Source organism: Mesorhizobium sp. L103C131B0 (genome assembly GCF_000502275.1).
In the GTDB taxonomy this organism is placed as follows: Bacteria; Pseudomonadota; Alphaproteobacteria; order Rhizobiales; family Rhizobiaceae; genus Mesorhizobium.
Genome location: NZ_AYXC01000002.1, coordinates 152,934 through 179,727, shown reverse-complemented (window position 1 = coordinate 179,727; position 26,794 = coordinate 152,934). Strand labels below are relative to the sequence as shown.

30 protein-coding genes and 3 pseudogenes are annotated in these 26,794 nt (G+C 61.9%); 25 read left to right on the top strand and 8 right to left on the bottom strand.

The features are described from left to right. The first annotated feature begins 92 nt into the window (after positions 1 to 92). From X730_RS160310 to X730_RS160330, 6 genes and pseudogenes are all read left to right on the top strand, one after another. Entirely contained in the window at positions 93 to 1,127 is a 1,035-nt protein-coding gene (locus X730_RS160310; RefSeq protein ID WP_023825594.1) for a cysteine synthase A, read from the top strand. Further along, positions 1,127 to 1,870, top strand: coding sequence for an alanyl-tRNA editing protein (locus X730_RS160315; RefSeq protein ID WP_023825593.1), 744 nt, complete (start codon positions 1,127 to 1,129; stop codon positions 1,868 to 1,870). The genes X730_RS160310 and X730_RS160315 overlap by 1 nt, the downstream gene beginning before the upstream one ends. Before the next feature lie 95 nt (positions 1,871 to 1,965). Beyond that, positions 1,966 to 2,817: a 3-mercaptopyruvate sulfurtransferase gene (gene sseA / locus X730_RS160320; RefSeq protein WP_023825592.1), complete on the top strand. Its 852-nt coding sequence runs from the start codon at positions 1,966 to 1,968 to the stop codon at positions 2,815 to 2,817. Between the two features lie 5 nt (positions 2,818 to 2,822). After that, positions 2,823 to 3,386, top strand: coding sequence for a GNAT family N-acetyltransferase (locus X730_RS160325; protein ID WP_023682574.1), 564 nt, complete (start codon positions 2,823 to 2,825; stop codon positions 3,384 to 3,386). A 31-nt stretch (positions 3,387 to 3,417) separates the two neighbouring features. Further along, a pseudogene (locus X730_RS1000000168485) lies at positions 3,418 to 3,510 on the top strand (OmpA family protein); the annotation flags it as partial. Between the two features lie 134 nt (positions 3,511 to 3,644). Next, a complete protein-coding gene (locus tag X730_RS160330) occupies positions 3,645 to 4,112 on the top strand; it encodes a DUF1203 domain-containing protein (protein WP_023825591.1) in 468 nt (155 codons plus the stop codon). A 383-nt stretch (positions 4,113 to 4,495) separates the two neighbouring features. On the opposite strand, the gene X730_RS160335 is transcribed toward X730_RS160330, so the two are convergent. Then, positions 4,496 to 5,773 carry an outer membrane beta-barrel protein gene (locus X730_RS160335; RefSeq protein WP_031196598.1) on the bottom strand — a complete coding sequence of 426 codons (1,278 nt, stop codon included), beginning with the start codon at positions 5,771 to 5,773 and terminating at the stop codon, positions 4,496 to 4,498. A 229-nt stretch (positions 5,774 to 6,002) separates the two neighbouring features. Then, the gene (gene ald, locus X730_RS160340) at positions 6,003 to 7,118 is read right to left on the bottom strand and encodes an alanine dehydrogenase (RefSeq protein WP_023688436.1); all 1,116 of its coding nucleotides are present in this window, start codon (positions 7,116 to 7,118) and stop codon (positions 6,003 to 6,005) included. 155 nt (positions 7,119 to 7,273) lie between these two features. Between ald and X730_RS160345 the strand changes: the two genes are divergently transcribed. Next, the gene (locus X730_RS160345; protein WP_023668897.1) at positions 7,274 to 7,747 is read left to right on the top strand and encodes an Lrp/AsnC family transcriptional regulator; all 474 of its coding nucleotides are present in this window, start codon (positions 7,274 to 7,276) and stop codon (positions 7,745 to 7,747) included. On the opposite strand, the gene X730_RS1000000167370 is transcribed toward X730_RS160345, so the two are convergent. Continuing rightward, positions 7,744 to 8,157, bottom strand: coding sequence for a hypothetical protein (locus X730_RS1000000167370; protein WP_155922397.1), 414 nt, complete (start codon positions 8,155 to 8,157; stop codon positions 7,744 to 7,746). The genes X730_RS160345 and X730_RS1000000167370 overlap by 4 nt on opposite strands. 174 nt (positions 8,158 to 8,331) lie before the next feature. Between X730_RS1000000167370 and X730_RS01000000164150 the strand changes: the two are divergent. Both X730_RS01000000164150 and X730_RS160350 read left to right on the top strand, forming a co-directional pair. Next, positions 8,332 to 8,514: pseudogene (locus tag X730_RS01000000164150) on the top strand (Lrp/AsnC ligand binding domain-containing protein); the annotation flags it as partial. Positions 8,515 to 8,564: 50 nt separating this feature from the next. After that, the gene (locus X730_RS160350) at positions 8,565 to 8,837 is read left to right on the top strand and encodes a hypothetical protein (protein ID WP_031203541.1); all 273 of its coding nucleotides are present in this window, start codon (positions 8,565 to 8,567) and stop codon (positions 8,835 to 8,837) included. A gap of 55 nt (positions 8,838 to 8,892) precedes the next feature. On the opposite strand, the gene X730_RS160355 is transcribed toward X730_RS160350, so the two are convergent. Further along, on the bottom strand, positions 8,893 to 9,558 hold the full coding sequence (locus X730_RS160355; protein ID WP_023825589.1) for a 5-formyltetrahydrofolate cyclo-ligase: 666 nt from the start codon (positions 9,556 to 9,558) through the stop codon (positions 8,893 to 8,895). A 177-nt stretch (positions 9,559 to 9,735) separates the two neighbouring features. Here X730_RS160355 and X730_RS160360 point away from each other — a divergent pair, with 177 nt between their 5' ends. After that, positions 9,736 to 11,001, top strand: coding sequence for an NAD(P)/FAD-dependent oxidoreductase (locus tag X730_RS160360; protein WP_023825588.1), 1,266 nt, complete (start codon positions 9,736 to 9,738; stop codon positions 10,999 to 11,001). Between the two features lie 141 nt (positions 11,002 to 11,142). After that, the gene (locus X730_RS160365) at positions 11,143 to 13,122 is read left to right on the top strand and encodes a bifunctional 2',3'-cyclic-nucleotide 2'-phosphodiesterase/3'-nucleotidase (RefSeq protein WP_023825587.1); all 1,980 of its coding nucleotides are present in this window, start codon (positions 11,143 to 11,145) and stop codon (positions 13,120 to 13,122) included. 60 nt (positions 13,123 to 13,182) lie between these two features. Here X730_RS160365 and X730_RS160370 read toward each other — a convergent pair whose 3' ends face one another. Next, positions 13,183 to 14,433 carry a cyclopropane-fatty-acyl-phospholipid synthase family protein gene (locus tag X730_RS160370; protein ID WP_023668904.1) on the bottom strand — a complete coding sequence of 417 codons (1,251 nt, stop codon included), beginning with the start codon at positions 14,431 to 14,433 and terminating at the stop codon, positions 13,183 to 13,185. 260 nt (positions 14,434 to 14,693) lie between these two features. On the opposite strand from X730_RS160370, the gene X730_RS1000000169055 reads away from it, so the two are divergent. The 7 genes and pseudogenes from X730_RS1000000169055 (at position 14,694) to X730_RS160390 (ending at position 17,862) form a co-directional block, all read left to right on the top strand. After that, positions 14,694 to 14,828, top strand: coding sequence for a hypothetical protein (locus X730_RS1000000169055; RefSeq protein WP_023825586.1), 135 nt, complete (start codon positions 14,694 to 14,696; stop codon positions 14,826 to 14,828). A gap of 113 nt (positions 14,829 to 14,941) precedes the next feature. Continuing rightward, the gene (locus X730_RS1000000165165; RefSeq protein ID WP_155922396.1) at positions 14,942 to 15,199 is read left to right on the top strand and encodes a Dabb family protein; all 258 of its coding nucleotides are present in this window, start codon (positions 14,942 to 14,944) and stop codon (positions 15,197 to 15,199) included. Beyond that, positions 15,156 to 15,308 (top strand): annotated as a pseudogene (locus X730_RS1000000168480) (Dabb family protein); the annotation flags it as partial. The gene X730_RS1000000165165 and the pseudogene X730_RS1000000168480, both read left to right, overlap by 44 nt. Positions 15,309 to 15,363: 55 nt before the next feature. Continuing rightward, a complete protein-coding gene (locus X730_RS160375) occupies positions 15,364 to 16,236 on the top strand; it encodes a VOC family protein (RefSeq protein WP_023825585.1) in 873 nt (290 codons plus the stop codon). Continuing rightward, complete coding sequence (gene kdsA / locus X730_RS160380; protein WP_031196594.1) at positions 16,233 to 17,111, top strand: 3-deoxy-8-phosphooctulonate synthase; 879 nt, start codon at positions 16,233 to 16,235, stop codon at positions 17,109 to 17,111. Before X730_RS160375 ends, kdsA begins: the two co-directional genes overlap by 4 nt. Positions 17,112 to 17,208: 97 nt before the next feature. After that, positions 17,209 to 17,412 carry a dodecin family protein gene (locus X730_RS160385; RefSeq protein WP_023668908.1) on the top strand — a complete coding sequence of 68 codons (204 nt, stop codon included), beginning with the start codon at positions 17,209 to 17,211 and terminating at the stop codon, positions 17,410 to 17,412. A gap of 84 nt (positions 17,413 to 17,496) precedes the next feature. Next, a complete protein-coding gene (locus X730_RS160390; protein WP_023668909.1) occupies positions 17,497 to 17,862 on the top strand; it encodes a PRC-barrel domain-containing protein in 366 nt (121 codons plus the stop codon). A 77-nt stretch (positions 17,863 to 17,939) separates the two neighbouring features. On the opposite strand, the gene X730_RS1000000169050 is transcribed toward X730_RS160390, so the two are convergent. The 3 genes from X730_RS1000000169050 to X730_RS0133125 all read right to left on the bottom strand — a co-directional run bounded on the left by X730_RS1000000169050 (position 17,940) and on the right by X730_RS0133125 (position 19,459). Then, positions 17,940 to 18,062, bottom strand: a complete 123-nt coding sequence (locus X730_RS1000000169050) for a hypothetical protein (protein ID WP_023755211.1) — start codon at positions 18,060 to 18,062, stop codon at positions 17,940 to 17,942. 109 nt (positions 18,063 to 18,171) lie between these two features. Continuing rightward, entirely contained in the window at positions 18,172 to 18,861 is a 690-nt protein-coding gene (locus X730_RS1000000165160; RefSeq protein ID WP_023825584.1) for a hypothetical protein, read from the bottom strand. Next, complete coding sequence (locus X730_RS0133125; RefSeq protein WP_196814792.1) at positions 18,794 to 19,459, bottom strand: hypothetical protein; 666 nt, start codon at positions 19,457 to 19,459, stop codon at positions 18,794 to 18,796. The genes X730_RS1000000165160 and X730_RS0133125 overlap by 68 nt, the downstream gene beginning before the upstream one ends. 390 nt (positions 19,460 to 19,849) lie before the next feature. Between X730_RS0133125 and eno the strand changes: the two genes are divergently transcribed. The 7 genes from eno to X730_RS160425 all read left to right on the top strand — a co-directional run bounded on the left by eno (position 19,850) and on the right by X730_RS160425 (position 26,774). Then, positions 19,850 to 21,124, top strand: coding sequence for a phosphopyruvate hydratase (gene eno, locus X730_RS160395; protein ID WP_023701745.1), 1,275 nt, complete (start codon positions 19,850 to 19,852; stop codon positions 21,122 to 21,124). Positions 21,125 to 21,261: 137 nt separating this feature from the next. Beyond that, entirely contained in the window at positions 21,262 to 21,585 is a 324-nt protein-coding gene (locus X730_RS160400) for a septum formation initiator family protein (RefSeq protein WP_023682560.1), read from the top strand. Between the two features lie 195 nt (positions 21,586 to 21,780). Continuing rightward, positions 21,781 to 22,827 carry a pyruvate dehydrogenase (acetyl-transferring) E1 component subunit alpha gene (pdhA, locus tag X730_RS160405; protein WP_023668914.1) on the top strand — a complete coding sequence of 349 codons (1,047 nt, stop codon included), beginning with the start codon at positions 21,781 to 21,783 and terminating at the stop codon, positions 22,825 to 22,827. Between the two features lie 15 nt (positions 22,828 to 22,842). Beyond that, positions 22,843 to 24,264, top strand: a complete 1,422-nt coding sequence (locus X730_RS160410; RefSeq protein WP_023668915.1) for a pyruvate dehydrogenase complex E1 component subunit beta — start codon at positions 22,843 to 22,845, stop codon at positions 24,262 to 24,264. Positions 24,265 to 24,282: 18 nt separating this feature from the next. Then, on the top strand, positions 24,283 to 25,704 hold the full coding sequence (locus X730_RS160415; protein ID WP_023668916.1) for a pyruvate dehydrogenase complex dihydrolipoamide acetyltransferase: 1,422 nt from the start codon (positions 24,283 to 24,285) through the stop codon (positions 25,702 to 25,704). Positions 25,705 to 25,716: 12 nt separating this feature from the next. Next, on the top strand, positions 25,717 to 26,136 hold the full coding sequence (locus X730_RS160420; RefSeq protein WP_023748669.1) for a hypothetical protein: 420 nt from the start codon (positions 25,717 to 25,719) through the stop codon (positions 26,134 to 26,136). Further along, positions 26,133 to 26,774, top strand: coding sequence for an SGNH/GDSL hydrolase family protein (locus tag X730_RS160425; RefSeq protein WP_023748668.1), 642 nt, complete (start codon positions 26,133 to 26,135; stop codon positions 26,772 to 26,774). The genes X730_RS160420 and X730_RS160425 overlap by 4 nt, the downstream gene beginning before the upstream one ends. Positions 26,775 to 26,794 lie beyond the last annotated feature (20 nt).

Here is a 26,794-nt window from a genome sequence, read left to right as displayed (position 1 = left end):
TCGGCATCATGCTCTGGACCAGGCGAATTCTTGCCTTGAAACGCAAGCTTCGGGTTTCTAGGGTCTCGCCGCAGCTACATAAGGAATCCCGGATGCCCCGTTCTGTGATCGAAGCGATCGGCAACACGCCCCTGATCCGCCTCAACAAGGCCTCGGAGCAGACCGGCTGCGAGATCCTGGGCAAGGCCGAGTTCATGAACCCCGGCCAGTCGGTCAAGGATCGCGCCGGCCTGTTCATCATCCGCGACGCCGAACAGCGCGGGCTGTTGAAGCCGGGCGGGGTCATCGTCGAAGGCACGGCAGGCAATACCGGCATTGGCCTGACGCTGGTTGCCAAGGCGCTGGGCTATCGCACAGTGATCGTTATTCCCGACACCCAGAGCCAGGAAAAGAAGGACACGATCAAGCTGCTTGGTGCCGAGCTGATCGAAGTGCCGGCGGTGCCTTACAAGAACCCCAACAATTACGTGAAACTGTCGGGGCGGTTGGCCGAGCAGATGGCGAGGTCGGAGCCGAACGGCGCGATCTGGGCCAACCAGTTCGACAACGTTGCCAATCGCGACGGCCATATCCGCACCACGGCGGAAGAAATCTGGACGCAGACCGGCGGCAAGGTCGACGGTTTCGTCTCGGCGGTGGGTTCGGGCGGAACGCTGGCCGGCGTCGCCTTCGGGCTGAAGGCCAAGAGCAGCAACGTCAAGATCGCGCTCGCCGATCCGCTGGGTGCGGCGCTCTATTCCTTCTACACCAGTGGCGAATTGAAGTCCGACGGCAGCTCGATCACCGAAGGGATAGGGCAGGGGCGCATCACGGCAAATCTCGATGGGTTCACGCCGGACTTCTCGTTCCAGGTGCCGGACGAAGAGGCGCTGCCGATCGTCTTCGACCTGATCCAGGAAGAAGGCCTGTGCGTCGGCGGTTCGACCGGCATCAACATTGCCGGCGCGATCCGGCTGGCGCGCGAGCTTGGCCCCGGCCACACCATCGTGACCATCCTTGCCGACTATGGCACGCGCTACCAGTCGAAGCTGTTCAACCCGGAATTCCTGCGTGAGAAGAACCTGCCGGTGCCGGGCTGGATGGATGAGCGCAGCACAATTTCGGTGCCGTATGAGAAGGTCGCCTGATGGCGCACAGAACAGAAGCGCTGTTTCGCGACGACGCCTATCTCAGAGAGGCTGACGCCACCGTTGTCGCCATCAACGAGCGCGGCGGCATCATTCTCGACCGGACCATCTTCTATGCCACATCGGGCGGCCAGCCTGGCGATACCGGCACATTAGAGCGCGCGGACGGCAGCCGCATCGCCATTGCCGCCACCATCACCGGCGAGACCAAGGACGAGATCATCCATGTGCCGGCGCCGGAGCAGCCGGCACCCGAGGTGGGCGAGCGGGTGAAACTCGCCATCGACTGGGAGCGGCGGCATCTCCTGATGCGCATGCACGCAGCTTGCCATTTGCTCACCGTCGTCTGTCCGTTTCCGATTACCGGTGCTGCGGTTTCCGAAGATGACAGCCGCGTCGACTTCGACGCTCCCGATGCCGGCTTCACCAGGGAAGACGTCACCGCCGGGCTGATGGAGCTGGTGCGGGCCGATCATCCGATCTTCGTCAGGCTGATCACCGACGAGGAACTGGCAGCCAATCCTGGCCTGGTGAAATCCAAGACTGTCCGGCCGCCCGCCGGCACCGGCAAGATCCGCCTGGTCTGCATCGGCGACAACGCTTCGATCGACAGCCAGCCCTGCGGCGGCACCCATGTCAAAAGCACCGGCGAAGTCGGTGAAACCCATATCGGCAAGATCGAGAAGAAGGGCCGTGAAAACCGGCGTTTTCGCATTCGCTTCGGACCAATGCCGGTAGCTTGAACGAACCATGATCCCGAAAAGTGGAAGCGGGTTTTCGGGGAAGATCATGGTCAACAGGAAGCAATGCTTCGCCAAGGCGGAGCAGGAGAAGAACAATGGCCGATGACAGCCCTTTCACCGTCGATGCGGACTGGTTGCAGAGCCGTCTTGGCGAGCCCGGCCTGACGATCGTCGATGCATCCTGGTATCTGCCGGCGCAGAAGCGCGATGCGCGCGCCGAGTATGAGGCTGCGCATATTTCGGGTGCGCGATTCTTCGATCATGATGCGGCCTCCGATCCAGATGCCAAGCTGCCGCACACGCTGCCCTCGCCACAGCATTTCGCGCAATATGTAGGCGCCATGGGAATTTCGGCCGACGACACCATTGTCGTCTATGACGGTCCGGGTTTCTTCTCGGCGCCGCGCGCCTGGTGGATGTTCCGCGTCATGGGCGTGTTCCAGGTCTATGTGCTCGACGGCGGCTTCGACCGCTGGAAGGCGGCGGGCCGGCCGGTGACGGCGGAGCCGACCAAGATCGCGCCGAATGTGTTTCATGCCGATTTCGATGCCGCTCGCGTCGCCAGCCTTGCCGACATGCGCCGCATCGTCGAGACTGGCGAGAGCCAGATTGCGGACGCCCGAGGCGCGGGCCGCTTCACCGGCGCCGAGCCAGAGCCCCGCGCGGGTGTTCGCTCCGGCCACATGCCCGGCGCGCACAATTTGCCTTATTCGGCGCTGTCACAGGACGGCGCGCTGTTGTCGAAGGACCAGTTGCGCAAGGCCGTTGAGGATGCCGGTATCGATCTGTCGAAACCGGTCGTCACCTCTTGCGGTTCCGGCATCACGGCGGCTGTCGTCACTCTGGCGCTGGAGACGCTCGGCCACACCGACAACCGGCTCTATGACGGCTCATGGACGGAATGGGGCGGGCTGGCAGACACGCCCGTGGTGACGGGCAAGGAATGATGGCGATGGAAAATGGCGCGCTGGACGACATCGAGGTTACGGTCACGTTTCTGGAAATGCATGTGCCGCCGGCCTATTCGCCGCCCTTGCCCTACAACAGGCAGATCGCGCTGCTCAGGACCAAGGACATTCCGCTGCATTTCTACCGCTATCTGATGGATCGGGTCGGACGCAAATGGCACTGGGTCAATGTGCTGAGGCTGGACGATGACGAGCTTGCCGCCGGCATCCACCGCGAGGACCGCGACATCAGGGTGCTTTATCTCGACGGCGCGCCGGCCGGGTTCTTCGACCTCAAGCCGCATTTGCCAGAGGAAGTCGAACTCGCTTATTTCGGCATGATGGAACATGCGACCGGGCAAGGCATCGGCCGTTGGTTCCTCGGTGCGGCGATCGCCGCAGCATGGTCGTATGGGCCGAAACGGGTGACGGTGCAGACCTGCACGCTCGACCATCCGGCTGCCTTGCCGCTCTACCAGAAGCTCGGTTTTGCGCCGGTGGCGCAAAAGAAGGAGACCGTGCATCCGCTGTCGTTCGCCGAGCGCTCGGCCAGCGTCATGCGGCCGTGACTTTCTCCGACTGAAGGCCGAACCGACCGTTCATGGCGAGGAATTCCTGCTCGTGCGGACCCAAGACGAGAACTGGCGCAGCCGCCGGGTGACGCTGCGCCGCTTCGACGATTTCATCCGCTGAGCCGGCGCGGGACCTGCCCAATGCCGAAGCAGTCCGGCCTGAGACTGGCCGGGCTGCTGACAGTTGACAGGAATCGGGTGGGAAGCACCTCGGCGGGGGCATAATTTCCGGTCAACCACACCGGAGATTTAGCCATGACCGTCCAGTTCAAAGCCTTGCCGACTGAAGATGTGAGAGCGCTGCAGCGCGGCGGGGCGGACGCCTATGGCCAAACGCCGGAGCGGAAGGTTTCCGATGGCGACGGCGTGCCGTGCCGGCATTGCCTGAGAAACGTCGCCGAAGGCGATGGCTATCTGATCATGGCCTATCGGCCGTTTCCGGCGTTGCAGCCTTACGCCGAGACAGGGCCGATCTTCCTGCATGCGCTGGAATGCGAACGCGCAGCCGAGACGGAAGCGCTTCCAGAGATCCTTGAGAGCAGCGACTATATCGTGCGCGGCTATGGTGCGGACGACCGCATCGTCTATGGCAGCGGCGGCGTCATTCCGACTGGCGGCATTGCGGCGCTGGCAGAGACGCTGTTTGAGCGCGACGACATCGCCTATGTCCACGTCCGCTCGGCGCGCAACAATTGTTTTCAGTGCCGCATCGAGCGTTTCTGACAAAAAGATGCCCGCCGGTGGTCTGGCGGGCAGTTGGGAACCGTGTGACGGCTCGATCCGTCAAGTTGGCATCCCTGTCTGCGCATGTTTTTCGAATGGCTGATGTGAAGCACTTCACATAAGCGCCGCGATCGTCGCCGGCGTGGTGGCGCGCCGATTGCCGGTGAGCTGTCGCACTCCCGTCGCATTCGTCCATTAAAAGACGAGTGTCGATGGATTTGCCGACCGCGGATGAACCGGCGGGGATCTCGACAACCGAGGAAGCGGGGCTTTGGCTCCGCTTTTTGTTGTCCGCCGGCCTGTTCAATGCCGATGTCAGGTTTTGCGCAAAGAAAAAGCCCGCCGGAATTGACCGACGGGCTTCGACCGTTGCCGGAGCGGCTTTAGTTGAATTTATACTTCGCGCCGAGGCGAACGGTCTGGAAGGAAGGCTCGTCGGTCAGGAAGCCGCCCGAACCGAAATCCTCTTTCTCATACTGCGAATAGCGGTATTCGAGACCAAGCGTCATGTTGCTGGAGACGGCCGTTTCCAGGCCGCCGCCGACCGAGAAGCCGCTTGAGCCCCAGTCGGTGATGTCGCCGCCAGGCGAAGCATGCAGGTCGAAATGCTGCCAGCTGTAGCCACCGAGGACATAGGCCAGCGTCGATTCGTTGACCTTGGCGCCGATGCGGGCCAGGGCATCGAAGCCATAGTCGGCATCGCCTTTGATCGACCCACCCGGAATGTCCAACTTCGAGCGTATGCCGGAATAGCGGGCGTCGACCAGAACGCCGGCGACCCAGCCGCCGAAATCATGGTCGTAACCGATGCTCGCCTCGCCGAACACGCCTTCGCCGCCGATGCCATCCAATTCGAGGGCGCTGGCGAGCGTCAGGTCATGCACCACGGTGCCGGCGCCAAGCGCGCCGCCGACATAGAAGCCGGTCCAGTTGTAGGTCGGAGCAGCAAACGAGGCACCGCCGCCATTCTGGGCGCCGAAGCGGTAGTTGGCCGCGATGTGGAAGGTGTGGCTGGACGGCTCGACATCCAGAGAGGTTCCCGGGCCGCCGATAATGCCGAGGTCAGCCACCGAGTCGTCGCCATAGTTGGCGTAGCGGTACTCGGTCTTAATCGTCCAGTTGCCGCGCAGCACGGTTTCCATGCCAACGCCGACGACATAGCCGCCACGGTTCTCCGTGAAATCAAGACCGTCGGCAAAGCCCGAACCCTCGAGCTTGAAATGGTTCCAAGTGTAGCCGCCGAGCACATAGCCGAGCGTATCGGGGTTCAGGAGATAGCCGGCGCGCAAGCCGACGTCGAAGCCATAAGCGTTCGTCAGGTCGATATCAGCGCCCGGAAGGCTGATCGACGGACCGATATTCCCGATGTTGGCGTCGATGAAGCCGCCGAGCAGGAAGCGTTCAGAGACCATGTAGTCGTAGCCGGCGGTGATTTCGCCAAACACGCCGTTGCCGCCGAGGCCATTGAAGTCGAGAAACGGGTCGACGCTGATGCGGTGCACGGTGGCGCCGAAGCCGCCGCCGATGCCGACATAGGCGCCGCTCCAGTTGAAGCCGGCAGGTTCTTCCACCGGCTGCACAACATCGGCGGCATGCGCTACCGATATCAAAGCCATTGCCGAAACGGCGCCGAGAAGAACGGATTTAGCAGAAATGAACATTTTAGCCCCTTAGCATAGAACAAACCCGTCCGTGTTCTAACAGGATGCTCGCTAATATTGGAATGACAAAAATGCCACATCGATAGGCAAAAGCACCGCCAAGCCGGGCCGTTTCGCCGTGATGTTGCCTTAGAGCCCGCAATTTGTGAGCACGCGGCCAATAAAAAACCCGCCGGCGCAACCGGCGGGTGAGGGAGGCAGAACTGCTTGAGTCGATTAAGGCGTCTGGTCAGGCAGCCAGAACCACTTTCGGTTCGACCAGCTCATAGCCGAGTGCTTCGGCGACGGCGCGATTGGTGATCTTGCCCCTGTGGACATTGAGGCCGTTGCGCAAATGGTGGTCGTCGACCAGCGCCTTCAGGCCCTTGTCGGCCAGCTGCAGGCCATAATGCAGCGTCGCGTTGTTGAGCGCGTGCGCCGAGGTCACCGGCACGGCTCCCGGCATGTTGGCGACGCAGTAGTGGATCACGCCGTCGACCTCATAGGTCGGCTCGGCATGGGTGGTGGCGTGCGAGGTCTCGAAACAGCCGCCCTGGTCGATGGCGACGTCGACCAGCACCGAGCCCTTCTTCATGCCCGACAGCATTTCGCGAGTCACCAGCTTGGGTGCAGCAGCACCCGGGATGAGCACGGCGCCGACGACGATGTCGGCCGAGAAGCATTCTTCCTCAAGCGCCTCGACTGTGGAGTAGCGGGTGTGGACGCGGCCGGTAAAGAGGTCGTCCAGCTGGCGCAGGCGCGGGATCGAGCGGTCGATGATGGTGACGTCGGCGCCGAGGCCGACGGCCATGCGGGCGGCATGCAGGCCGACGACGCCGCCGCCGAGCACGGTGACCTTGCCGGGCAGTACGCCGGGCACGCCGCCGAGCAGCACGCCGCGGCCACCATTGGCCTTCTGCAGCGCGGTCGCGCCGGCCTGGATCGACAGGCGGCCGGCAACTTCCGACATCGGCGCCAAGAGCGGCAGGCCGCCGCGGTCGTCGGTTACGGTCTCATAGGCGATTGCGGTGACGCCGGACGCGAGCAGGCCCTTGGTCTGCTCCGGATCCGGGGCCAGGTGCAGATAGGTGTAGAGGATCTGGCCGTCGCGCAGCTGCGCCCATTCGTTGGGCTGCGGCTCCTTGACCTTGACGATCATGTCGGACTTGGCGAACACGTCGGCGGCGGTCCTGGCGATGGTGGCGCCGGCGGCGCGGTAGGCATTGTCATCGGCGCCGATGCCGGCGCCGGCGCCGCTTTCGACCAGCACTTCATGACCATGCGCGACATATTCGCGGACGGAGCCCGGCGTCAGGCCGACGCGGTATTCGTGGTTCTTGATTTCCTTGGGGCAACCGACGCGCATAGTCTTCTCCTGATCCGGCCCTTCGGGCTCGTTCCCTGTATCAACCGAGTGAACCACAAATCGTTGCGCAGGTGTTTGCGAATGCGCTTGCGCGGGGTCACGCGTTTCGATAATCGTTGCGCGAAATCAAGGAAATTTCGCAGGAATCACGAGAAATGCCGCTCGACAGGATCGATATCGCCATTCTCGAGGCACTGCAGAAGGATGGCCGCATACCCAATGCGGCGCTCGCCGAAAGGGTCGGCCTGTCGCAGTCGGCCTGTTCGCGCCGGCTCGACAATCTGGAGAAATCCGGCACCATCCGCGGCTATCACGCCCGGCTTTCGAATGCAGCGCTCGGTCACCAGATGACGGCGATCGTGCACATATCGCTGTCGGGACAGTTCGAAAAGACGCTGTCGGATTTCGAGGCGGCGATCAAGCGCTGCCCGAATGTGCTGTCGTGCCACCTGATGTCGGGCGAATACGACTATATCCTGCGCATCGCCGCCAAGGATCTGGTCGACTATGAGCGCATCCACAAGGAGTGGCTGTCGGCGATGCCGCATGTGACCAAAATCAACTCATCCTTTGCCCTGCGCGAGATCGTCGATCGGACCGCCATGGGAATGAAGCCGGAACTGGCTTAACGCCACAAACATACTCGGACGTCCTTCCCGATATAGCATGCGCCTTCGCGGCGAAGTTCTTCCCAGCGTTCATCACCGTGGGTGGCGCGAATGTCGGAGTTTGCATAGCCCGCCCAGACATCACCGTCCTTGTAGACATCCGCCCAGTAATCTTTAGACATTTCACCAGCGCCACTATGCGGATCAGGATAGTCGATCCCTGCAAAAACTTGCTTCGGTCCCTGGATATTGAAATCGCCGCCCTGCTCGATTTGATAAGAGCACCTTCCGGATATGCGGGTCTGACCGCCAACAACAAGCAGGCAGCGGCCCCATTTGTAGCCGCTCGGCAAACGATGCCGTGGTTGCGCATGCAAAGGCGAAAGGGAAAACGCAATTGCGAGGGTAATTGCTATGGTTCTTCCGATCATCTCGCCACCCGTTGCGAAGCAGCCAATTCAAGAGCGGCTCGACACTGTTGGATCCGCCCGAAGCGCATGTCGAAGCGGTTCGCTGCAGCATGGTTCCCTTAAAGAGTATTTATCGACCACGTCGGATTTTTGTCACGTAACATTTGTGTTGCTACACGGCGGTCAACCGGCCTCGATGCGGCGATAAAGTGCTGCCCAAATGTGCTGTCCTGCCACCTGATGTCGGGTGAATACGACTACATCCTGCGCATCGCGGCGAAGCACCTCGTGGGCTATCAACGCATCCACAAGAAGTGGCTGTCTGTTATGCCGCACGTGATGAAGATCAGTTCGTCCTTTGCCTTGCGCGATTGTTGATCGCGCGGCGATGGAGAAGAAGCGGAGAGGCTTAGGAGCTGAGTAGCGGAGTGCACGGAATTGTGCTTAAAACAAATAAAGTGGATACTAGAAAAGCCGCTGAAGAGGTGAAGATAATCGCCGACAGTGCCAATGACATGGCCCGATTGATTGAGCTTCCGTCTGCAGGTGCGCTACACGCGCGCACCGGAGATCCGCTTGTCTTTCTGAAAATTCTGTTCAGTGTGTATCGCCGCATTCGTTTGTTGGCCGAGTATAAAGATGCCGGTAAGGCGGATATTCCTCAGTTGCCTGGGAATGACACCAACGGCGATCTTTTCTAAGCGTGATATTTATGAATATGTGCGATCACACGGAGGGTCTCTGAATCTCATCACGCTAGGCTTTTAATACCTCGGTCACCAGTTGGTCCATCGGGATGTCGTGCGGCTGCGGGTAGATGGTGGGGATGCGCTGCAGTTCGTAGCCGACGCCGATGACCAATGGCTTGAACGGCATGGCAGCCAGCGTGCGGTCGAAGAAGCCGCCGCCATAGCCCAGGCGGTAGTTTCGCGGGTCGATGCCGACGATCGGCGAGATGACGATGTCGGGCAGCACCGGGTCGCCTTCGGCGGGGATAGGGATGTTCCAGATGCCTTTTTCCAGCCGGTCGCCGGGCACATAAGCGCGGAAGATCAGCGGCTGGCCTTTCTCGATCACGATGGGCAGCGCCGTGCGGCCGCCGCGTTCGTTGATCGACGCCATCCACGGCCGCAGGTCCGGCTCGCCGCGAAACGGCCAATAGAGGCTGACCATGCGGCCGGCAATGTCGCCGATTGCCGCGTCGAGCCCTTCGGCGATAGCCCGCGACATCGCCACCCGCGCATCGGCGGAAACCGCCAACCGTGCCGCGATCAGACGCTCGCGCTCGGCCTTGCGCCAACGGCGCACATCGGTCCAGTCGGTCAATGGCGCGCGAAATTCCGGATCGAGTTCGTGCATGAAGCAAGGCGGCGAAGAATATTGCCCCCGCCCTTTGCCATCTTTGTCATCGTCGTTGGCCATGCTTCACTCCCGTGGTTCCAGCCTGCAAGGCTATACCCGTCCATGCTTGCCGACATAGGCATTCGCGACATCCGGCGACGAGTCCTGGGCAGCCTTAAGCGGCAATCTAGCTCGCCGCGACATTGTTGCGGTGCACAAAAATCGCTAGATAGAGGGAGACAAATAGGGGTGAATGCGATGAGTGAAACCAGCCATCATGTCGTTGTCGTCGGCGCAGGGTTCGGCGGTCTCGAACTCACGCGGGCGCTGGCCGGCGCACCCGTGCGCATCACCATGATCGACAAGCGCAACCATCACCTTTTCCAGCCGCTGCTCTACCAGGTGGCGACCACCTCGCTGGCGACCTCGGAAGTTGCCTGGCCGATCCGTCATCTGCTGCGCAAGCGCGAGGACGTGACGACCCTGCTCGGCAACGTCACCGGCGTCGACCGTCCAGGCAAACGCGTGGTGCTTGAGGACGGCAGTTCTGTTCCCTACGACACGCTGGTGCTCGCCACCGGCGCGCGTCATGCTTATTTCGGCCACGACGATTGGGAGCCTTTCGCGCCCGGGCTGAAGACGCTTGAAGACGCAACCACCATTCGGCGGCGCATCCTGCTCGCCTTCGAGCAGGCCGAGCGCGAGACCGATCCGGCCAAGCGCCAGGCACTGCTGACACTGGTCATCGTCGGCGGCGGCCCGACCGGCGTGGAGCTTGCCGGCACCATTGTCGAACTCGCGCATGAAACGCTGCGCGGCGAATTCCGCAACATCGACACGCGTGAGGCGCGTGTGGTGCTGGTCGAGGCCGGAGACAGGATCCTAGCCAATTTCGCGCCAAAGCTGTCCGACTATGCGCGCAAGGCGCTGGAGCGGCGGGGCGTCACGGTCGAGCTTGGCCGCGCCGTCACGCGCCTCGATGCCGAAGGCGTCGTCTTTGGCGATACGCATCTGCCGGCGCGAACCATCCTGTGGGCCGCCGGCGTGGCGGCTTCACCCGCGGGAGAGTGGCTGGGCGCGCCGGTGGACCGGGCGGGCAGGGTAATGGTCGAGCCCGATCTGACCGTGCCGAACAGTCCTGAAATCTTCGTCATCGGCGACACCGCGCATGTCTTGCGGCCGGACGGCAAACCGGTGCCCGGCGTGGCGCCCTCGGCCAAGCAGGAGGGCAAGCATGTCGCCGCGACGATCAGGGCGCGGCTGGCCGGCGATGGCGCGCCGCGGCCTTTCCGCTACAAACATGCCGGCGACCTGGCGACGATCGGCAAGTGGGCAGCCGCGATCGATTTCGGCTCGATCAAGCTCACGGGATGGCTTGCCTGGTGGCTGTGGGGCGTGGCGCATATCTACTTCCTGATCGGTTTCCGCAACCGGCTCTCGGTGTCGCTTAGCTGGCTATGGATCTATTTCACCGGCCAGCGCAGCGCGCGGCTGATCACCCAGGGCGACGATGACAAGGGCTGAGGTTCTCAACCGCGGCCAAGGATATTCATCCAGCCGTCACCTTTTGCTGATCGACTGACTTCCCGATGGACATGGCCGGTTTTCGGCGCGAAGCTTCCGCCCGGGGCTGGGATCTTGTCACGTCGCTGGGAAGGAAAACCAATGCCGCATCTCAATTACCCCGTCTCCCGCCGTAGTTTTCTTGCCGGTACGGCCGCCAGCGGGGCGCTGATCATGCTCCATCCGTTTTCCGCCCGCGCGCAGGCCAATCAGGCGCATCTGAGGATCATGGAGACCACCGACATCCATGTGAATGTGCTGCCTTACGACTACTACGCCGACAAAGCCAACGACACGATGGGCCTGTCACGGACGGCCTCACTGATCGCGGCGGTGCGCAAGGAAGCCACCAATGCGATGCTGATCGACAATGGCGATCTTTTGCAGGGCAATCCGATGGGCGATTACATCGCCTATGAGAAGGGCCTCAAGGAAGGCGATCTGCATCCGATCATGAAGGGCATGAACCTGCTGGGCTATGAATGCTCGACGCTCGGCAATCACGAGTTCAATTACGGCCTGTCGTTCCTCGACAAGGTGCTGGCCGGAGCCAATTTCCCCTTCGTCTGCGCCAATCTGATCCGCGGCACCGAGCTTGCCGCCAAACCGCGCGACGACAAGCTCTACCTCAAGCCCTATGTCATCCTCGACAAGAAGATCAAGGACGGGTCGGGCGCCGAGCAGCCGATCAAGATCGGCATCATCGGCTTTGTGCCGCCGCAGATCATGGTCTGGGACCTGAAGAACCTGGAAGGCAATGTCAGGACGCGCGACATCGTCGAGGCGGCCAGGGCATGGGTGCCGCAGATCAAGGAGGAGGGCGCCGACATCGTCATCGCGCTCTCGCATTCCGGCATCGATATCAAGCAGGGCGACGGCATGGAGAACGCCTCCTTCTTCGTCGCCGGCGTCGAAGGCATCGATGCGGTGTTCACCGGCCATCAGCATCTCGTCTTCCCCGGCAAGAAGGATTTTCAGGCGCTCGAAGGCGTCGACACCGAGAAAGGCACGCTGCAGGGCAAGCCCGCCGTGATGGGCGGTTTCTGGGGCTCGCATATGGGAATGATCGATCTGCTTCTGGAACGGGACGGATCGAAATGGCGCGTAGCCTCGGCCACATCGGAGGCAAGGCCGATCTACCAGCGCGTCGACAAGGCAAACAAGCCGACGGTGGCGGACGACCAGCGCGTCGTCGATGCGCTGAAGGCGGACCATGAGGCGACACTTGCCTATGTCCGCCGACCGGTCGGCAAGACCTCGGCGCCGCTCTATTCCTATTTCGCGCTGGTCGCCGACGATCCGTCGGTGCAGATCGTCAACCAGGCGCAGAGCTGGTACCTCAAGGACATATTGAAGAGCACGCAGTGGAAGGATGTGCCGCTGCTGTCGGCGGCAGCACCCTTCAAGGCCGGCGGGCGCAACGGCGCCGACTACTATACCGACGTGCCGGTGGGCGACATCGCCATCAAGAACGTCGCCGACCTCTATCTCTATCCGAACACGGTGCGCGCCGTCGAAATCACCGGCGCGCAAGTGAAGGAATGGCTGGAAATGTCGGCCGGCATTTTCAGGAAGATCGAGCCGGGCAAGGCCGACCAGGCGCTCATCGACACCGAATTCCCGTCCTACAATTTCGATGTGATCGATGGCGTCAGCTACGGAATAGACCTGTCGCAGCTGCCGAAATACGATGCCAAGGGTGGCGTCGCCAATGCCGGCTCGAACCGCATCGTCGGCCTCAGCTTCGACGGCAAGCCTATTGATCCGGCAGCGAAATTCGTCGTCGCCACCAACAATTACCGCGCCGGCGGTGGCGGCAATTTCCCCGACATCAATGCCTCGAAGATCATCTACGAGGCGCCGGACACCAACCGCGACGTGATCGTGCGCTACGTCGTCAGCGAAGGCACGATCAATCCCTCGGCCGACGACAATTGGTCGTTCACGCCGCTGCCCGGCACCAGCGTCGTGTTCGAGACCGGCCCCAAAGCGAAGGATTTTATATCGGGAGTGAAATCGCTCAAGATCGAGCCGGCCGGCGAGGGCGAATCCGGGTTTGCGAAGTATCGCATCCTGCTTTGAGGCAACGTGCAGCTAACAGGGAAAACGAGCGGGCATACGCCCGCTCAATCACGCTTCGGATCAGGCTTTGTAGACCACTTGGCGCACGTCGATGTAGCTGGCTCTAAAGCCGGCTTCGCAATAGTGGAGATAAAATTCCCAAAGCTTCTTGAAGCGGTCGTCGAAGCCGAGCGGGACGATCTTTTCCCACGACGCCCAGAAGCGGTTGCGCCATTCGGCAAGCGTGCGGGCATAGTCGTCCGGAAAGACGCGCTCGCGCAGATGGGCAAGGCCATGGTCGCTGCCCAGCGTCTTCAGGATCGACGGCGTCGGCAGCATGCCGCCTGGGAAGACATAGCGCTGGATGAAATCCGGCCTCGCCCGATAGGTGTCGTAGGCGGCCTCGTTGATGGTGATGATCTGCAGGCCGGCGGTGCCGCCGGGCCTCAAGCACGCCTTCATCTTGCCGAAAAATACCGGCCAATATTTTTCGCCGACCGCCTCGAACATCTCGATCGAGGCGATGCGGTCGTAAGTGCCCGTTTCGTCTCGGTAATCCTGCAGCTTGATGTCGACCTTGTCAGACAGTCCCGCCTTCTGGATGCGCGCCTTGGCGAAATCGTGCTGTTCGCGGCTGATGGTCAGGCCGGTGACGCGGCAGCCGATCTCGCGCGCGGCAAATTCGGCAAAACCGCCCCAGCCGCAGCCGATCTCGAGCACATGGTCCTTCTTGCCGATGCCGGTATCCTTGGCCAGCGCGCGGTATTTGGCGGCCTGAGCGCTTTCCAGGTCGTTGGCGCCGGTCGCATAGAGCGCCGACGAATAGGTCATGCTGGGATCGAGCCATTGCTTGTAGAAGGCGTTGCCGAGATCGTAATGCGCCGAGATGTTGCGCTTCGAGCCGGTGCGGGTGTTTTCGTTGAACCAGTGGCGGATGCGCTGGACCGTGTTGATGAGCCAGTTGGCGCCGCCGGCAATGCGTTCCCCAACGGCCGAGTTGACGACGAACAGTTCGAGGAAGCTGGTTACATCAGGGCTTTCCCAGTCGCCGTCCATGTAGGATTCGGCAACGCCGATGGTGCCGCCGGAAAAGGCACGGCCGGGCAGGCGCCAGTTCTTCAACACCAGCTCGGCATCCGGCCCGGGTCCGTTGCCGCCGACAAGCACCGCCCGGCCATCCGGCATCCTCACCTTCAGCGAACCGCGCGGCAATTTCATCGCCGCCGACAGCACCATGCGCGCCTTGGCCGGCAGGCCCTTGACGATCTCGGCGAAATTGAGTTCGTCCAGCCTGATGGCGTCGCCGATGCCTTTGTATTCCCTGACAGCCATCTCACACCCCCCTGGACTTCCGCGGGGGCGGCGCAAGATCTGCCGGCCTCCACATCCTCCACTTTCATTCGCCAGGCGCGAACGCCGTAGCCTGCTTAAATTTTCGCCACAATCTTCCACCGCATCGACCGGAACTTCAAGAGGCAAGCCGTGCCCGGCAACTGGCCCAGGTGGCGTGCCTGGGGCCAGAATCGGTGAGGGCGAGCGACCGCCGGTGAAATCGCTATGGTTAGGAACAGCCACATACGTTAGTTTCAGCCATGCGTTACGTCATCGTCATCACCGCCATCGCCTTTTTCCTGATCTGGGATGGCCTCTATAATCAGGGCCACTATCTCGACACGACGGTCAGGGAAATGTCGCGCGTCGTGCGCTACGTCACCGGCAAAGCCTAGCTTTTGCGCCTCTGCAAAGTCGCCTGCCGGCATTGCCGGGCGCGACATCGTGGCGGTTGACGCGACGGTCCCGCTCACACAAAACATGCCGCAAATCGAACGTGGAGGCAGGTGTGATCCGGCATATCGTTTTCTTCAGCGCGCGGCGCAAGGACGATGTCGAGGCCGTGCGCACGGGCTTGCTCGCGCTGGGCAAGATCCCGCATTCAAGCCTCTTCGAGGTGACGCTCAACACCAAGGTCGATCCGCTGTCGGATGCGATCGACGTGGTCGTCTATGCCGAGTTCGAGGATGATGCCGCGCTTGCCGCCTACAAGGCGCACCCGNTCGGATGCGATCGACGTGGTCGTCTATGCCGAGTTCGAGGATGATGCCGCGCTTGCCGCCTACAAGGCGCACCCGCTCTATGCCGAGACGACCAGTCGGGTCAAACCATTGCGCGAATTGCGCTATTCGGCCGATGTCGTGGCGATGGCCTGATCGGGCTGGCAAGAGGCCTTGAACCGATTTCCGGAATGATGCACACCGCGCCGGCATGACCAGCACGATCCATCCGCTTGACCATCTTGTGTTGCCGACGGCGAGCCTCGCCGTGGCGCGGGCGCGGCTGACATCGCTTGGCTTCATCGTCGCACCAACCGGCATCCACCCTTTCGGCACCGAAAATTGCTGCGTCTTCTTCGCTGACCGCACCTACCTCGAACCGCTGGCGGTCGGGAATGAACAGGCTGCAGACGAGGCATTTGCCGGTGGCAATGTCTTTGTCGCGCGCGACCGGCTCTATCGCGCCAGGCTGGGCGATGAGGGCTTTTCCGCCGTGGTGCTGGCCACCGACGATGCCGATGCGGACCATGCGCGCTTTATCAAAGCCGGCCTGTCGGCGGGAGACGTACTGAGCTTTTCCCGCGCCTTCACCGACACGGCCGGAAAGAGCGACATGGCCTCGTTCAAACTGGCTTTCGCCGCCGGCGCCGAGACGATGGACGCCTTTCTGTTCGCTTGCGAGCGGATCAACGCCCCTCAAATCGACCGTACGGCACTGCAGGCCCATGCCAACGGCGTGACCGGCATTGCCGAAATCGTCGCGGTCAGCGGCGTGCCATCCGAAAAGCGCCACCTGATCGAGACAGCGACGGGTTCGAGGCAGAGGAGCAGCACGGCGTTCGACCTGGCGAACGCGCGTTTGAGCGTTCTCAAGCCCGCGGCTTTCGCTGAGCGCTTCGGCATGTCGGCTGGCGCGCCGACGGACCTTCGCTTCGCCGCGATCGTCTTTTCGGCCCGCAGTGTCGGCGCTGTCGCGAGGCTGCTTGCAGACAACGCCGTCGGGCACGATATAGCGGGCAACGAAATCGTCGTGCAGCCGGCATCCGGACAGGGCGCGGCTTTCATCTTCCGGGAGACCCCATGAGCAAGCCGCAAGGGCCCAATTCGCTGGCGCCGAATTCGTCAGTAACCGTCGGCAACGTCGTCTTCGACAACAGCGGGCCCTTGGCGTTGATCGCCGGCCCGTGCCAGTTCGAATCGCGCCAGCACGCTTTCGACATGGCCGGCGCGCTGAAGGAACTGACCGGCAAGCTCGGCATCGGCCTCGTCTACAAGACCAGCTACGACAAGGCCAACCGCACCTCGCTGTCGGCAACGCGCGGCGCCGGCATGGACGCGGCGCTTCCGGTGTTCGACGAGTTGCGCAAGGCGTTTTCGCTTCCCATTCTGACCGATGTCCACACCGAGGAGCAGTGCGCGATCGTCGCACACCATGTCGATGTGCTGCAGATTCCGGCCTTCCTGTCGCGCCAGACCGACATGCTGGTCGCCGCCGCCAAGACCGGCAAGGTGATCAACGTCAAGAAGGGGCAATTCCTGGCGCCTTGGGACATGAAGAACGTGGTGGCCAAGATCACCGGTTCGGGCAACCTCAATGTGCTGACCACCGAGCGCGGCGCGTCTTTCGGCTACAACACGCTGGTGTCGGACATGCGGGCTTTGCCTGTGATGGCCGAGATCGGCGCGCCGGTGATTTTCGACGCCACCCATTCGGTGCAGCAGCCGGGCGGGCAGGGCGGTTCCTCCGGTGGTGAGCGCCGCTTTGTCGAGACGCTGGCGCGGGCTGCCGTTGCCGTCGGCGTCGCCGGCGTGTTCATAGAGACCCACCAGGATCCCGACAATTCGACCTCCTCCGACGGGCCCAACATGCTGCCGCTGAAGGACATGCCGGCGCTGCTCGAAAGACTGATGGCATTCGACCGCATCGCCAAGAATGCTGCTGACCTGAACCGAGGCTGATGCTTTCGGCTATGGCGCGCGCGCTGCCCTGCTTGTGGAAGGCATAAGCCGGCTGTAGGCTCGCTCCTGCAAATGAGCGTCTTGGCAGGAGGAAGCCATGTCCGTCGCCCGCGTCACCGAAATCACGTCGTCGTCGAAAAAGAGCTTTCAGGACGCCATCGAGAAGGGGATTGAGCGCGCATCCAAAACCCTGAAGAACGTCGAAGGCGCCTGGATCCAGGACCAGAAGATCGTCGTCGAGGACGGCAGGATCGCGGCGTATCGCGTCAACATGAAGGTGACGTTCATCCTCGCGGAGTAACCGCCCGCCGCTCGAAAAAACGGGAACTTTCGCCCGCGCCCCTCATTGTCAAAGTATCGATCAACGACATGAGGAGCAGCAGCCATGACCACCCAGACAGGCCACACCGAAGCCATCGCCGCTTCGCGCGTCATCGGCACGTCGGTCTACAACACCGAAGGCACGAGCATCGGCAGCATCGAGGACATCATGCTCGACAAGACGTCGAACGGCATCATGTTCGCGGTGATCGGGTTCGGTGGATTTCTCGGCATTGGCGAGAAGTATCACGCCATTCCGTGGGCGAGCCTCGACTATGACGAGGACAAGGGCGGCTATGTCGTGCCGTTCTCGAAGGAGCAGCTGAAGGCAGCACCCGCCTATTCGATCAATGAACTGGCCGGCGCCGATGGCGAGGCCGCGCGTGATGCTTCCTATGATTACTACAAGGTCACGCCGTATTGGCATTGATCAGCTGCGCTGACGCCTGACGTGAAAAGGCCCCCGAATTCCGAAACGGGGGCCTTTTCAGTGTAACCCGACAGTTTCTATTCTGCTGCGTAAAGCGTGGACAGTTGCGTCGCCGCCCTTGGCGGCTGCCGCGTATCGCAGGACGTCAGGAACGCCGCCGCGATCAGGAACAAACTCACGATACCGCTCAACTCGGACATGGCGAAACTCCTCCTGTTTCGCCCCGCGCATCACCATCCTAGTCGACACAGAGATTGTTATCTCTGAATTATGATGACGTGGTGTTGTCGAACGTGATCCGAGGCATGCTCAGCCGAGGAGTCCGGCATTCTTGACCGCCTTGAAAACCTTCTCATGCCAGGCGATCCGATCCGCTTCGCCATTGGCCTGCGTGGCGGAATTGGCGTTGCCGACGTTGATCGCGCGCGAGATCTTTTTGATCAGGCCGGCATCGGCAAAGGCATTGCAGCCTGACCCTTTCCATTCGGCGCAAGCTGCGAGCAGCGAAGTCTGCGGATCCTCGATCAGTTCAGGATGATTGGCGAGGTCAACCTTGGCGAGCTTGCCCTTGGCCGTGTACGCGTCGCGCCCGGTGGTCTGGAACGTGCCGCCGCCGCGGAAATTGAAGCCGTCCAACGTTCCCTTCACATTGCCCATGCGGCCGCCATAGGCCCAGTCGCCCAGGGCTTGCGGCTTGCGCAGCAGGTTGTCCTTGATCCACTGATCCGTCTTGCCCGCGGCTCGCGACCTCCATGCGTTCCGGATTGCCGCCACGGTCGTGTAGGTCAGGGATTCGCGAATGAGGGTGAAGCCACCGGTTTCCATCGCCGCTTGAGCGAAGAAATGCATCAGCCGATCATAGTTGTTGCACACGCCATGATCGCCAAGTGTCTTGAGGCCCTTGTCGGAGGTAAAGGCGCCGATGTAACCGTCATAGATTGTTCGCTTGGAACCGCTTGCCGGTCTCGGCGCGAATTTCTGGAAGACCGCTGCCGGCAAACCCTTGTTCGGATCGCCCGCAACGGCTTCGAGACACGCTCTCGACACTCTCGGTCGAGAGCACCGGTTCGCCTTCGACGACCACCGAAGCATTGGGAATTCGCTTGCCGTTGCTTTTCGGGAAGCCACCGCCGGCAAAGGTTTTCAGATCGTCGATGAGGGCGATTACGCGTGTCCGGCTCTCCGTGAAATCCATGTCGGAAAGCGGACCGCTCACCTTCTTCGTCGGATTGATGCACCCGACGCTGGACAGGAAATTGACGCCCGGATGGATCAGGATTTCGGTGCGCTTGTTGGTCTTCAGCAGTTCGAGTCCAGGTTTGGGTGGCGTCTTGCCGCCAGTGTAGCCGATGGTCACATATTTGCCTCCGGCCTGCGTCGCCAGTGGATAGGTGCCGGGCTCGATGCGCCTGCCATTGTCTTCTTTGGAATTGTCGCCTGGGCCGCGAGATTCACACACGAACCCCGATAGACCCGTTACTGCCGTGCCGTTGTGAAAGACTTTATAGGTACCAACTGTCCTGCGTCTGGTGCCCCCCGTATGTTCGACTTGGCGACTAATAAGAAGTTCCCAGCCAGTACCTGAAATCGCTGCCATTGCCGCCTCCCCAAAGAGTTCAAGTTTGTTGATTTCACTGTGGTCGCCAAATAGTTCGCGTTGTAGATGTGACCCTAACATCTTCGAATTCTCTGCATTGTGAAGTTTGTCACGTTGGCGGTAGCCTCTTTTGAAGCATCGGGTGGAGTTTGTGTGCCGCCTGGTTTCGTGACAAAGGCATTGCCGCAGGGGCGGGGCACCCACCCCATGCCGCGCCAGACATATGACGTCAGGGCGGGCTGTTTGCGTTCAGATGGCGTCGCCCATGCCCCACGGCCTGAGCGCATGGGGCGACTGTCACCATTATTTCATGCCATTCCTGATTGCCTTTTGCGGCACTTTGGCTAAGAGGGGCGCGACGCTTTCAATCGATCAATCGGGGACATCGCAATGACCGCCATCATCGACATTGTCGGGCGTGAAATCCTGGACAGCCGTGGAAATCCGACCGTCGAGGTCGACGTCGTCCTCGAAGACGGCTCGATGGGCCGCGCCGCGGTGCCGTCGGGCGCGTCGACCGGCGCGCATGAGGCCGTCGAACTGCGCGACGGTGGCGCCCGCTATCTCGGCAAGGGCGTGCTCAAGGCGGTCGAGGCCGTCAATGGCGAGCTGTTCGAGGCGATCGGCGGCTTGGAAGCCGAAAACCAGATCCACATCGACCAGACCATGATCGAGCTCGACGGCACGCCCAACAAGAGCCGGCTCGGCGCCAACGCCATCCTCGGCGTCTCGCTGGCGGTCGCCAAGGCCGCGGCGGAAGCCGCCGGCCTGCCGCTCTACCGCTATGTCGGCGGCACCAAGGCGCATTTGCTGCCGGTGCCCATGATGAACATCATCAATGGCGGCGCGCATGCCGACAATCCGATCGATTTCCAGGAATTCATGATCCTGCCGGTCGGCGCGCCGACGCTGCGCGAAGGCGTGCGCTGGGGCTCGGAAATCTTCCACACGCTGCGCAAGAAGCTCAAGGATGCCGGCCACAACACCAATGTCGGCGACGAAGGCGGCTTCGCGCCCAATCTGAAGAGTGCGCCGGTGGCGCTCGATTTCATCATGGAATCGATCGAGAAGGCCGGCTTCAAGCCGGGCGAGGAGATCGCGCTTGGTCTCGACTGTGCGGCGACCGAATTCTTCAAGGACGGCAATTACGTCTATGAGGGCGAGAAGAGGACCCGCGATCCCAAGGCGCAGGCCAAGTACCTGGCCAAGCTTGCCGCCGACTATCCGATCATCTCGATCGAGGACGGCCTGGCCGAGGACGACTGGGAGGGCTGGAAGTACCTGACCGACCTGATCGGCAACAAGACGCAGCTGGTTGGCGACGACCTCTTCGTCACCAACACGGCGCGGCTGCGCGACGGCATCCGCATGGGTGTCGCCAATTCGATCCTGGTCAAGGTCAACCAGATCGGCTCGCTCACCGAAACGCTCGACGCTGTCGAGACCGCGCACAAGGCAGGCTACACAGCCGTCATGTCGCACCGTTCGGGCGAAACCGAGGATTCGACCATCGCCGACCTCGCCGTCGCCACCAATTGCGGGCAGATCAAGACCGGTTCGCTGTCGCGCTCGGATCGCATGGCCAAGTACAACCAGCTGATCCGCATCGAGGAAGAGCTCGGCAAGCAGGCGCGCTACGCCGGCAAGTCGGTGGTCAAAGCTTAAATTCTGCCGAACTGGCGAAAACGACGAAGGGCGGGATTTTCCCGCCCTTTTTCGTTGCGGCCGCTGGCTAATGCACCTGTCCGTAACCGTCCATTAAGCACAATCGAGCGACAAATGGCGGTCAAAGGATTGCGACCATGTGGACACGCCAGCACAAGCAGAGAAACACCGGCCGGCTGATCATCCCGTCGCTTTGCGTGGCGTTCCTGGCCTATTTCGGCTTCCATGCCTATCATGGCGAGTTCGGCATCAATTCCAAATATCAGCTCGAAGCGCAGACCATCGAATTGCAGGCCAAGTACGATGCCATCAAGGCGCGCCGGATCGATCTGGAGCGGCGCGTCCAGCTGATGCATGAGGGCACGCTTGAAAAGGATATGCTCGACGAGCAGGCACGCCGGGCGCTCAATCTGTCCCAGCCCGATGAAATCACCATCATGCTGCCGGCCAATTCGAAATAATCGAATTTCGGTTAATCGCTGTTATCTCTAACGATTCTGGGCGTTTAGGCGCATGCCAGCCATGCGTTTTTCTGCATGGCGAAACGCGGTCTCGCATGTTAGCTTCCTTCCAATCGGTGGGGAGGAGCTGATCCTCCCCGGAGCAGACATGGTCTGCTTTAGTGTCCGCGAAGAGACGCCAACAGGGAGTGATGCATGGCCACCGCCGCCAAAAAAGCGCCTGCCAAATCCGTTAAATCGACATCCGCCAAATCAACGGGGCTTTCCGCCCCCAAGCCGGCCGACTTCACCAAGGACGAGGAGCTTGCCGCCTACCGGCACATGCTGCTTATCCGTCGCTTCGAGGAAAAGGCCGGCCAGCTCTACGGCATGGGCTTTATCGGCGGCTTCTGCCACCTCTATATCGGCCAGGAAGCGGTCGTCACCGGCATGAAGATGTCGCTGATCAACGGCGACCAGATGATCACCGCCTATCGCGACCATGGCCACATGCTGGCGATGGAACTGTCACCGCGGGGCGTCATGGCAGAGCTGACCGGACGCCGTGGTGGCCTGTCGAGGGGCAAGGGCGGCTCCATGCACATGTTCTCCAAGGAGAAGCATTTTTACGGCGGCCACGGCATTGTCGGCGCGCAGGTCTCGCTCGGCACCGGTCTCGCCTTCGCCAACCGCTACCGTGACAACAACAATGTGTCGCTGACCTATTTCGGCGATGGCGCTGCCAATCAGGGTCAGGTCTATGAAAGCTTCAACATGGCCTCGCTGTGGAAGCTGCCGGTGATCTACATCATCGAGAACAACCGCTACGCCATGGGCACTTCGGTGTCGCGCTCGTCGGCCGAAACCAATTTTTCGCATCGCGGCGCCTCGTTCAAGATTCCCGGCATTCAGGTCGACGGCATGGATGTGCGTGCGGTCAAATCCGCCGGCGATCAGGCGACCGAATGGTGCCGTGCCGGCAACGGTCCGATCATCCTCGAGATGCAGACCTATCGCTATCGCGGTCACTCGATGTCGGATCCGGCAAAATACCGCTCCAAGGAAGAAGTGCAGAAGATGCGCTCGGATCATGATCCGATCGAGCAGGTCAAGGTGCGGCTGACGGCCAAGAAGTGGGCGACCGAGGACGAACTCAAGAACATCGACAAGGAAGTCCGCGACATCGTCGCCGACGCCGCCGAATTTGCCCAGCACGACGCAGAGCCGGATCCGTCCGAGCTCTGGACCGACATCGTATTGTAACGGGAGGGCAAGGACATGCCGATCGAAATTCTCATGCCCGCTCTCTCGCCGACCATGGAAGAGGGCAATCTTTCCAAGTGGTTGAAGAACGAGGGCGACAAGGTCGTCGCCGGTGATGTCATCGCCGAGATCGAAACCGACAAGGCGACCATGGAAGTCGAAGCCGTCGATGAAGGCACGATCGGCAAGATCGTGGTTCCCGCCGGCACCGAAGGCGTCAAGGTCAATGCGGTGATCGCCGTGTTGCTGCAGGACGGGGAAAGTGCAGGCGACGTCGAAAAGAGCGGCAAGCCTGCCTCCACCCAGGATGCCATTTCCGCTGGCGGTCAGCGGACCGATGCAGCCGAGGAAGGCTCAAAGGCGGCTCCCCAGGATGCCGGCGAGGCTCCGAAGGCAGTTCCCGCCGCTCCGGCAGCCAAACCTGCCGCCGATCCGGATATTCCCGCCGGCACCGAGATGATCTCGACTACGGTGCGCGAGGCCTTGCGCGATGCCATGGCCGAGGAAATGCGCCGCGACGGCGATGTCTTCGTCATGGGCGAGGAGGTCGCGGAATACCAGGGCGCCTACAAGATCACGCAAGGGCTGCTGCAGGAATTCGGGCCGCGCCGCGTCGTCGACACGCCGATCACCGAGCACGGCTTTGCCGGCGTCGGCGTCGGTGCGGCGATGGCCGGCCTGAAGCCGATCGTCGAGTTCATGACCTTCAACTTCGCCATGCAGGCGATCGACCAGATCATCAACTCCGCGGCCAAGACGCTCTATATGTCGGGCGGCCAGATGGGCGCACCGATCGTGTTCCGCGGACCGAACGGTGCGGCCGCCCGCGTCGGCGCCCAGCATTCGCAGTGCTATGCCGCCTGGTACAGCCATATTCCCGGGCTAAAGGTGGTGATGCCGTACACGGCTGCCGACGCCAAGGGCCTGCTCAAGGCGGCGATCCGCGATCCGAACCCGGTCATCTTCCTTGAAAACGAAATCCTCTACGGCCAGTCCTTCGACGTGCCGAAGCTCGATGATTTCGTGCTGCCGATCGGCAAGGCGCGCATTCACAAGCAGGGCAAGGACGTCACCATCGTCTCGTTCGGCATCGGCATGACCTACGCCATCAAGGCGGAAGCCGAACTGCGCGGCATGGGCATCGATGCCGAGATCATCGATCTCAGGACCATCCGTCCGCTCGACCTCGACACCGTCATTGCCTCGGTGAAGAAGACCAACCGCTTGATCGTGGTCGAAGAAGGTTTCCCGCAAAGTTCGGTCGGCGACCACATCGCCAACCAGGTTTCTCAGCGCGCCTTTGACTTCCTCGATGCGCCGGTCATCACCATCGCCGGCAAGGACGTGCCGATGCCTTATGCGGCGAACCTCGAAAAGCTGGCCTTGCCCAATGTCGGCGAGGTCATCGAGGCCGTCAAAGCCGTCACGTATCGCTGAGCCGGTCGGGAGGACATCATGCCAATCAACATCACCATGCCGGCGCTGTCGCCCACGATGGAAGAGGGCAATCTTTCCAAGTGGCTGGTCAAGGAAGGCGACAAGGTTTCGCCGGGCGACGTGATCGCCGAGATCGAGACCGACAAGGCGACGATGGAAGTCGAGGCCGTCGATGAGGGCACGGTCGCCAAGCTGGTCGTTCCGGCCGGCACCGAAGGCGTCAAGGTCAATGCGCTGATCGCCATTCTCGCCGGCGAAGGCGAGGATGCAGGGGCGGCGGCAAAGGGTGGTGGCGATGCCGCGCCCGCGAAAGCCGATGCCAAGCAGGATAAGGCGTCAATCTCCCCACCCGTGGGGGAGATGTCGACGAAGTCGACAGAGGGGGGCGCTGCCCCGCCGACCTCTCAGTCTGTCGCGCCCCCCTCTGGCCTGCCGGCCATCTCCCCCACAAGGGGGGAGATCAGCCAATCGTCAGGCGAGCGCACCTTCGCTTCGCCGCTGGCTCGTCGCATCGCCAAGGATGCCGGAGTCGACGTGTCCGCCGTAACCGGCACCGGCCCGCATGGCCGTGTCGTCAAGGCCGATGTCGAGGCGGCGATTGCCGGCGGTGGCGCCAAGGCTGCACCGGCCGCGAAAGCCGCACCTGCCGGCGCTCCGGCACCTGCGGCTCCGGCTGCGGCACCCAAGGCGATGTCGGACGAACAGGTGCTGAAGCTGTTTGCCGAAGGGTCCTATGAGCTCGTCCCGCACGACAATATGCGCAAGACCATTGCGCGCCGCCTGGTCGAGGCCAAGACAACCATCCCGCATTTCTACCTGACGCTCGACTGCGAGCTCGATGCGCTGCTGGCGCTGCGCACACAGATCAATGCGGCTGCTCCGACGAAGAAGACCGACAAGGGCGAGGCTCCCGTCTACAAACTCTCGGTCAACGACATGGTGATCAAGGCGATGGCGATGGCGCTGATGGCGGTGCCGGATGCCAATGCATCGTGGACCGAAAGCGCCATGGTCAAGCACAAGCACGCCGATGTCGGCGTTGCCGTGTCGATCCCCGGCGGCCTGATCACGCCGATCATCCGCCACGCCGACGAAAAGACGCTGTCCACTATCTCCAACGAGATGAAGGATCTGGCGAGCCGTGCCCGCAGCCGCAAGCTGAAGCCTGAGGAATATCAAGGCGGCACGACGGCTGTCTCCAATCTCGGCATGTTCGGCATCAAGGACTTTGCCGCCGTCATCAACCCGCCGCATGCGACGATCCTGGCGGTGGGTGCGGGCGAGCAGCGGCCGGTGGTCAAGAATGGCGAGATCAAAATCGCCAATATCATGTCGGTGACGCTGTCGACCGATCACCGCGCCGTCGACGGTGCGCTCGGCGCCGAACTTCTGGTCGCCTTCAAGCGCATGATCGAAAACCCGATGGGCATGCTGGTCTAGGAAGGAAAGGCTGTGCGGAAATTCGTCACCAGCCTTTTCGCCCTGATCCTTTCCGGCCTGGCCGGCGGGCTGGTGGCGCTGTGGCTGGCAATCGCCACCAATGCGAACTCGGAATTCATCCTTGTCTTCATGGCCTCGGCGCTGGTCTCTATCGTTGCGACGGTGGCGTTTTTCATCGCGCAATTGGTGCCAAACCTACAAAGGGCGATCAATCTGACGGGGCTTGTTGGGGTTGCGTTGTTCGTGCTGGCCGGGATCGGGCTGATTGCCTGGACCTTCTCTCAGCCGCCGGGCAAAGCCCAGTGGTCGGGCGATCTCCCCGTTGTCGCCGGTCTGATTTTGCCAAGCATCGCCACGGTCATCGTGCAGTGGCTGTTCGTGGGATGGCGCGTGCGGCGCGGGCTTAAGGCGGAGGCGGGTGCGGGTGCATGAAGACGATCCTCTGCTACGGCGATTCCCTGACCTGGGGCTATGACGCGGCAAGCCTCGGGCGCCATGCGCTGGAGGATCGCTGGCCGAGCGTGCTCAAGGCGGCGCTGGGCGACGATGATATCGAAGTCATTGCCGAAGGTCTGAACGGCCGCACCACGGCTTTCGACGATCACCTGGCTGGTGCCGACCGCAATGGCGCCAAGGTGCTGCCGACGATCCTGACCAGCCATGCGCCGCTCGACCTGATCATCATCATGCTTGGCGCCAACGACATGAAGCCCTGGATCCACGGCAATCCGGTCGCGGCCAAGCAAGGCGTGCAGCGGCTGATCGACATCGTACGCGGCCACGATTATCCGTTCGACTGGGCCGCGCCGCAAATCCTGATCGTTGCGCCACCCGCGGTCAGCCGCACCGACAATGCCGAATTCAAGGAAATGTTTGCCGGCGGCGACGAGGCCTCGAAGCGGCTGGCGCCGCAATATTCCGCGCTCGCCGACGAGGCCGGCTGCGGCTTTTTCGATGCCGGCACGGTGGCCGAGACCACACCGATCGACGGCGTCCATCTCGATGCCGAAAACACGCGCAATATAGGTGAGGCATTGGCGCCATTGGTGCGCGTGATGCTGGAACTCTAGAGAAAAATCAGGGAGAAACC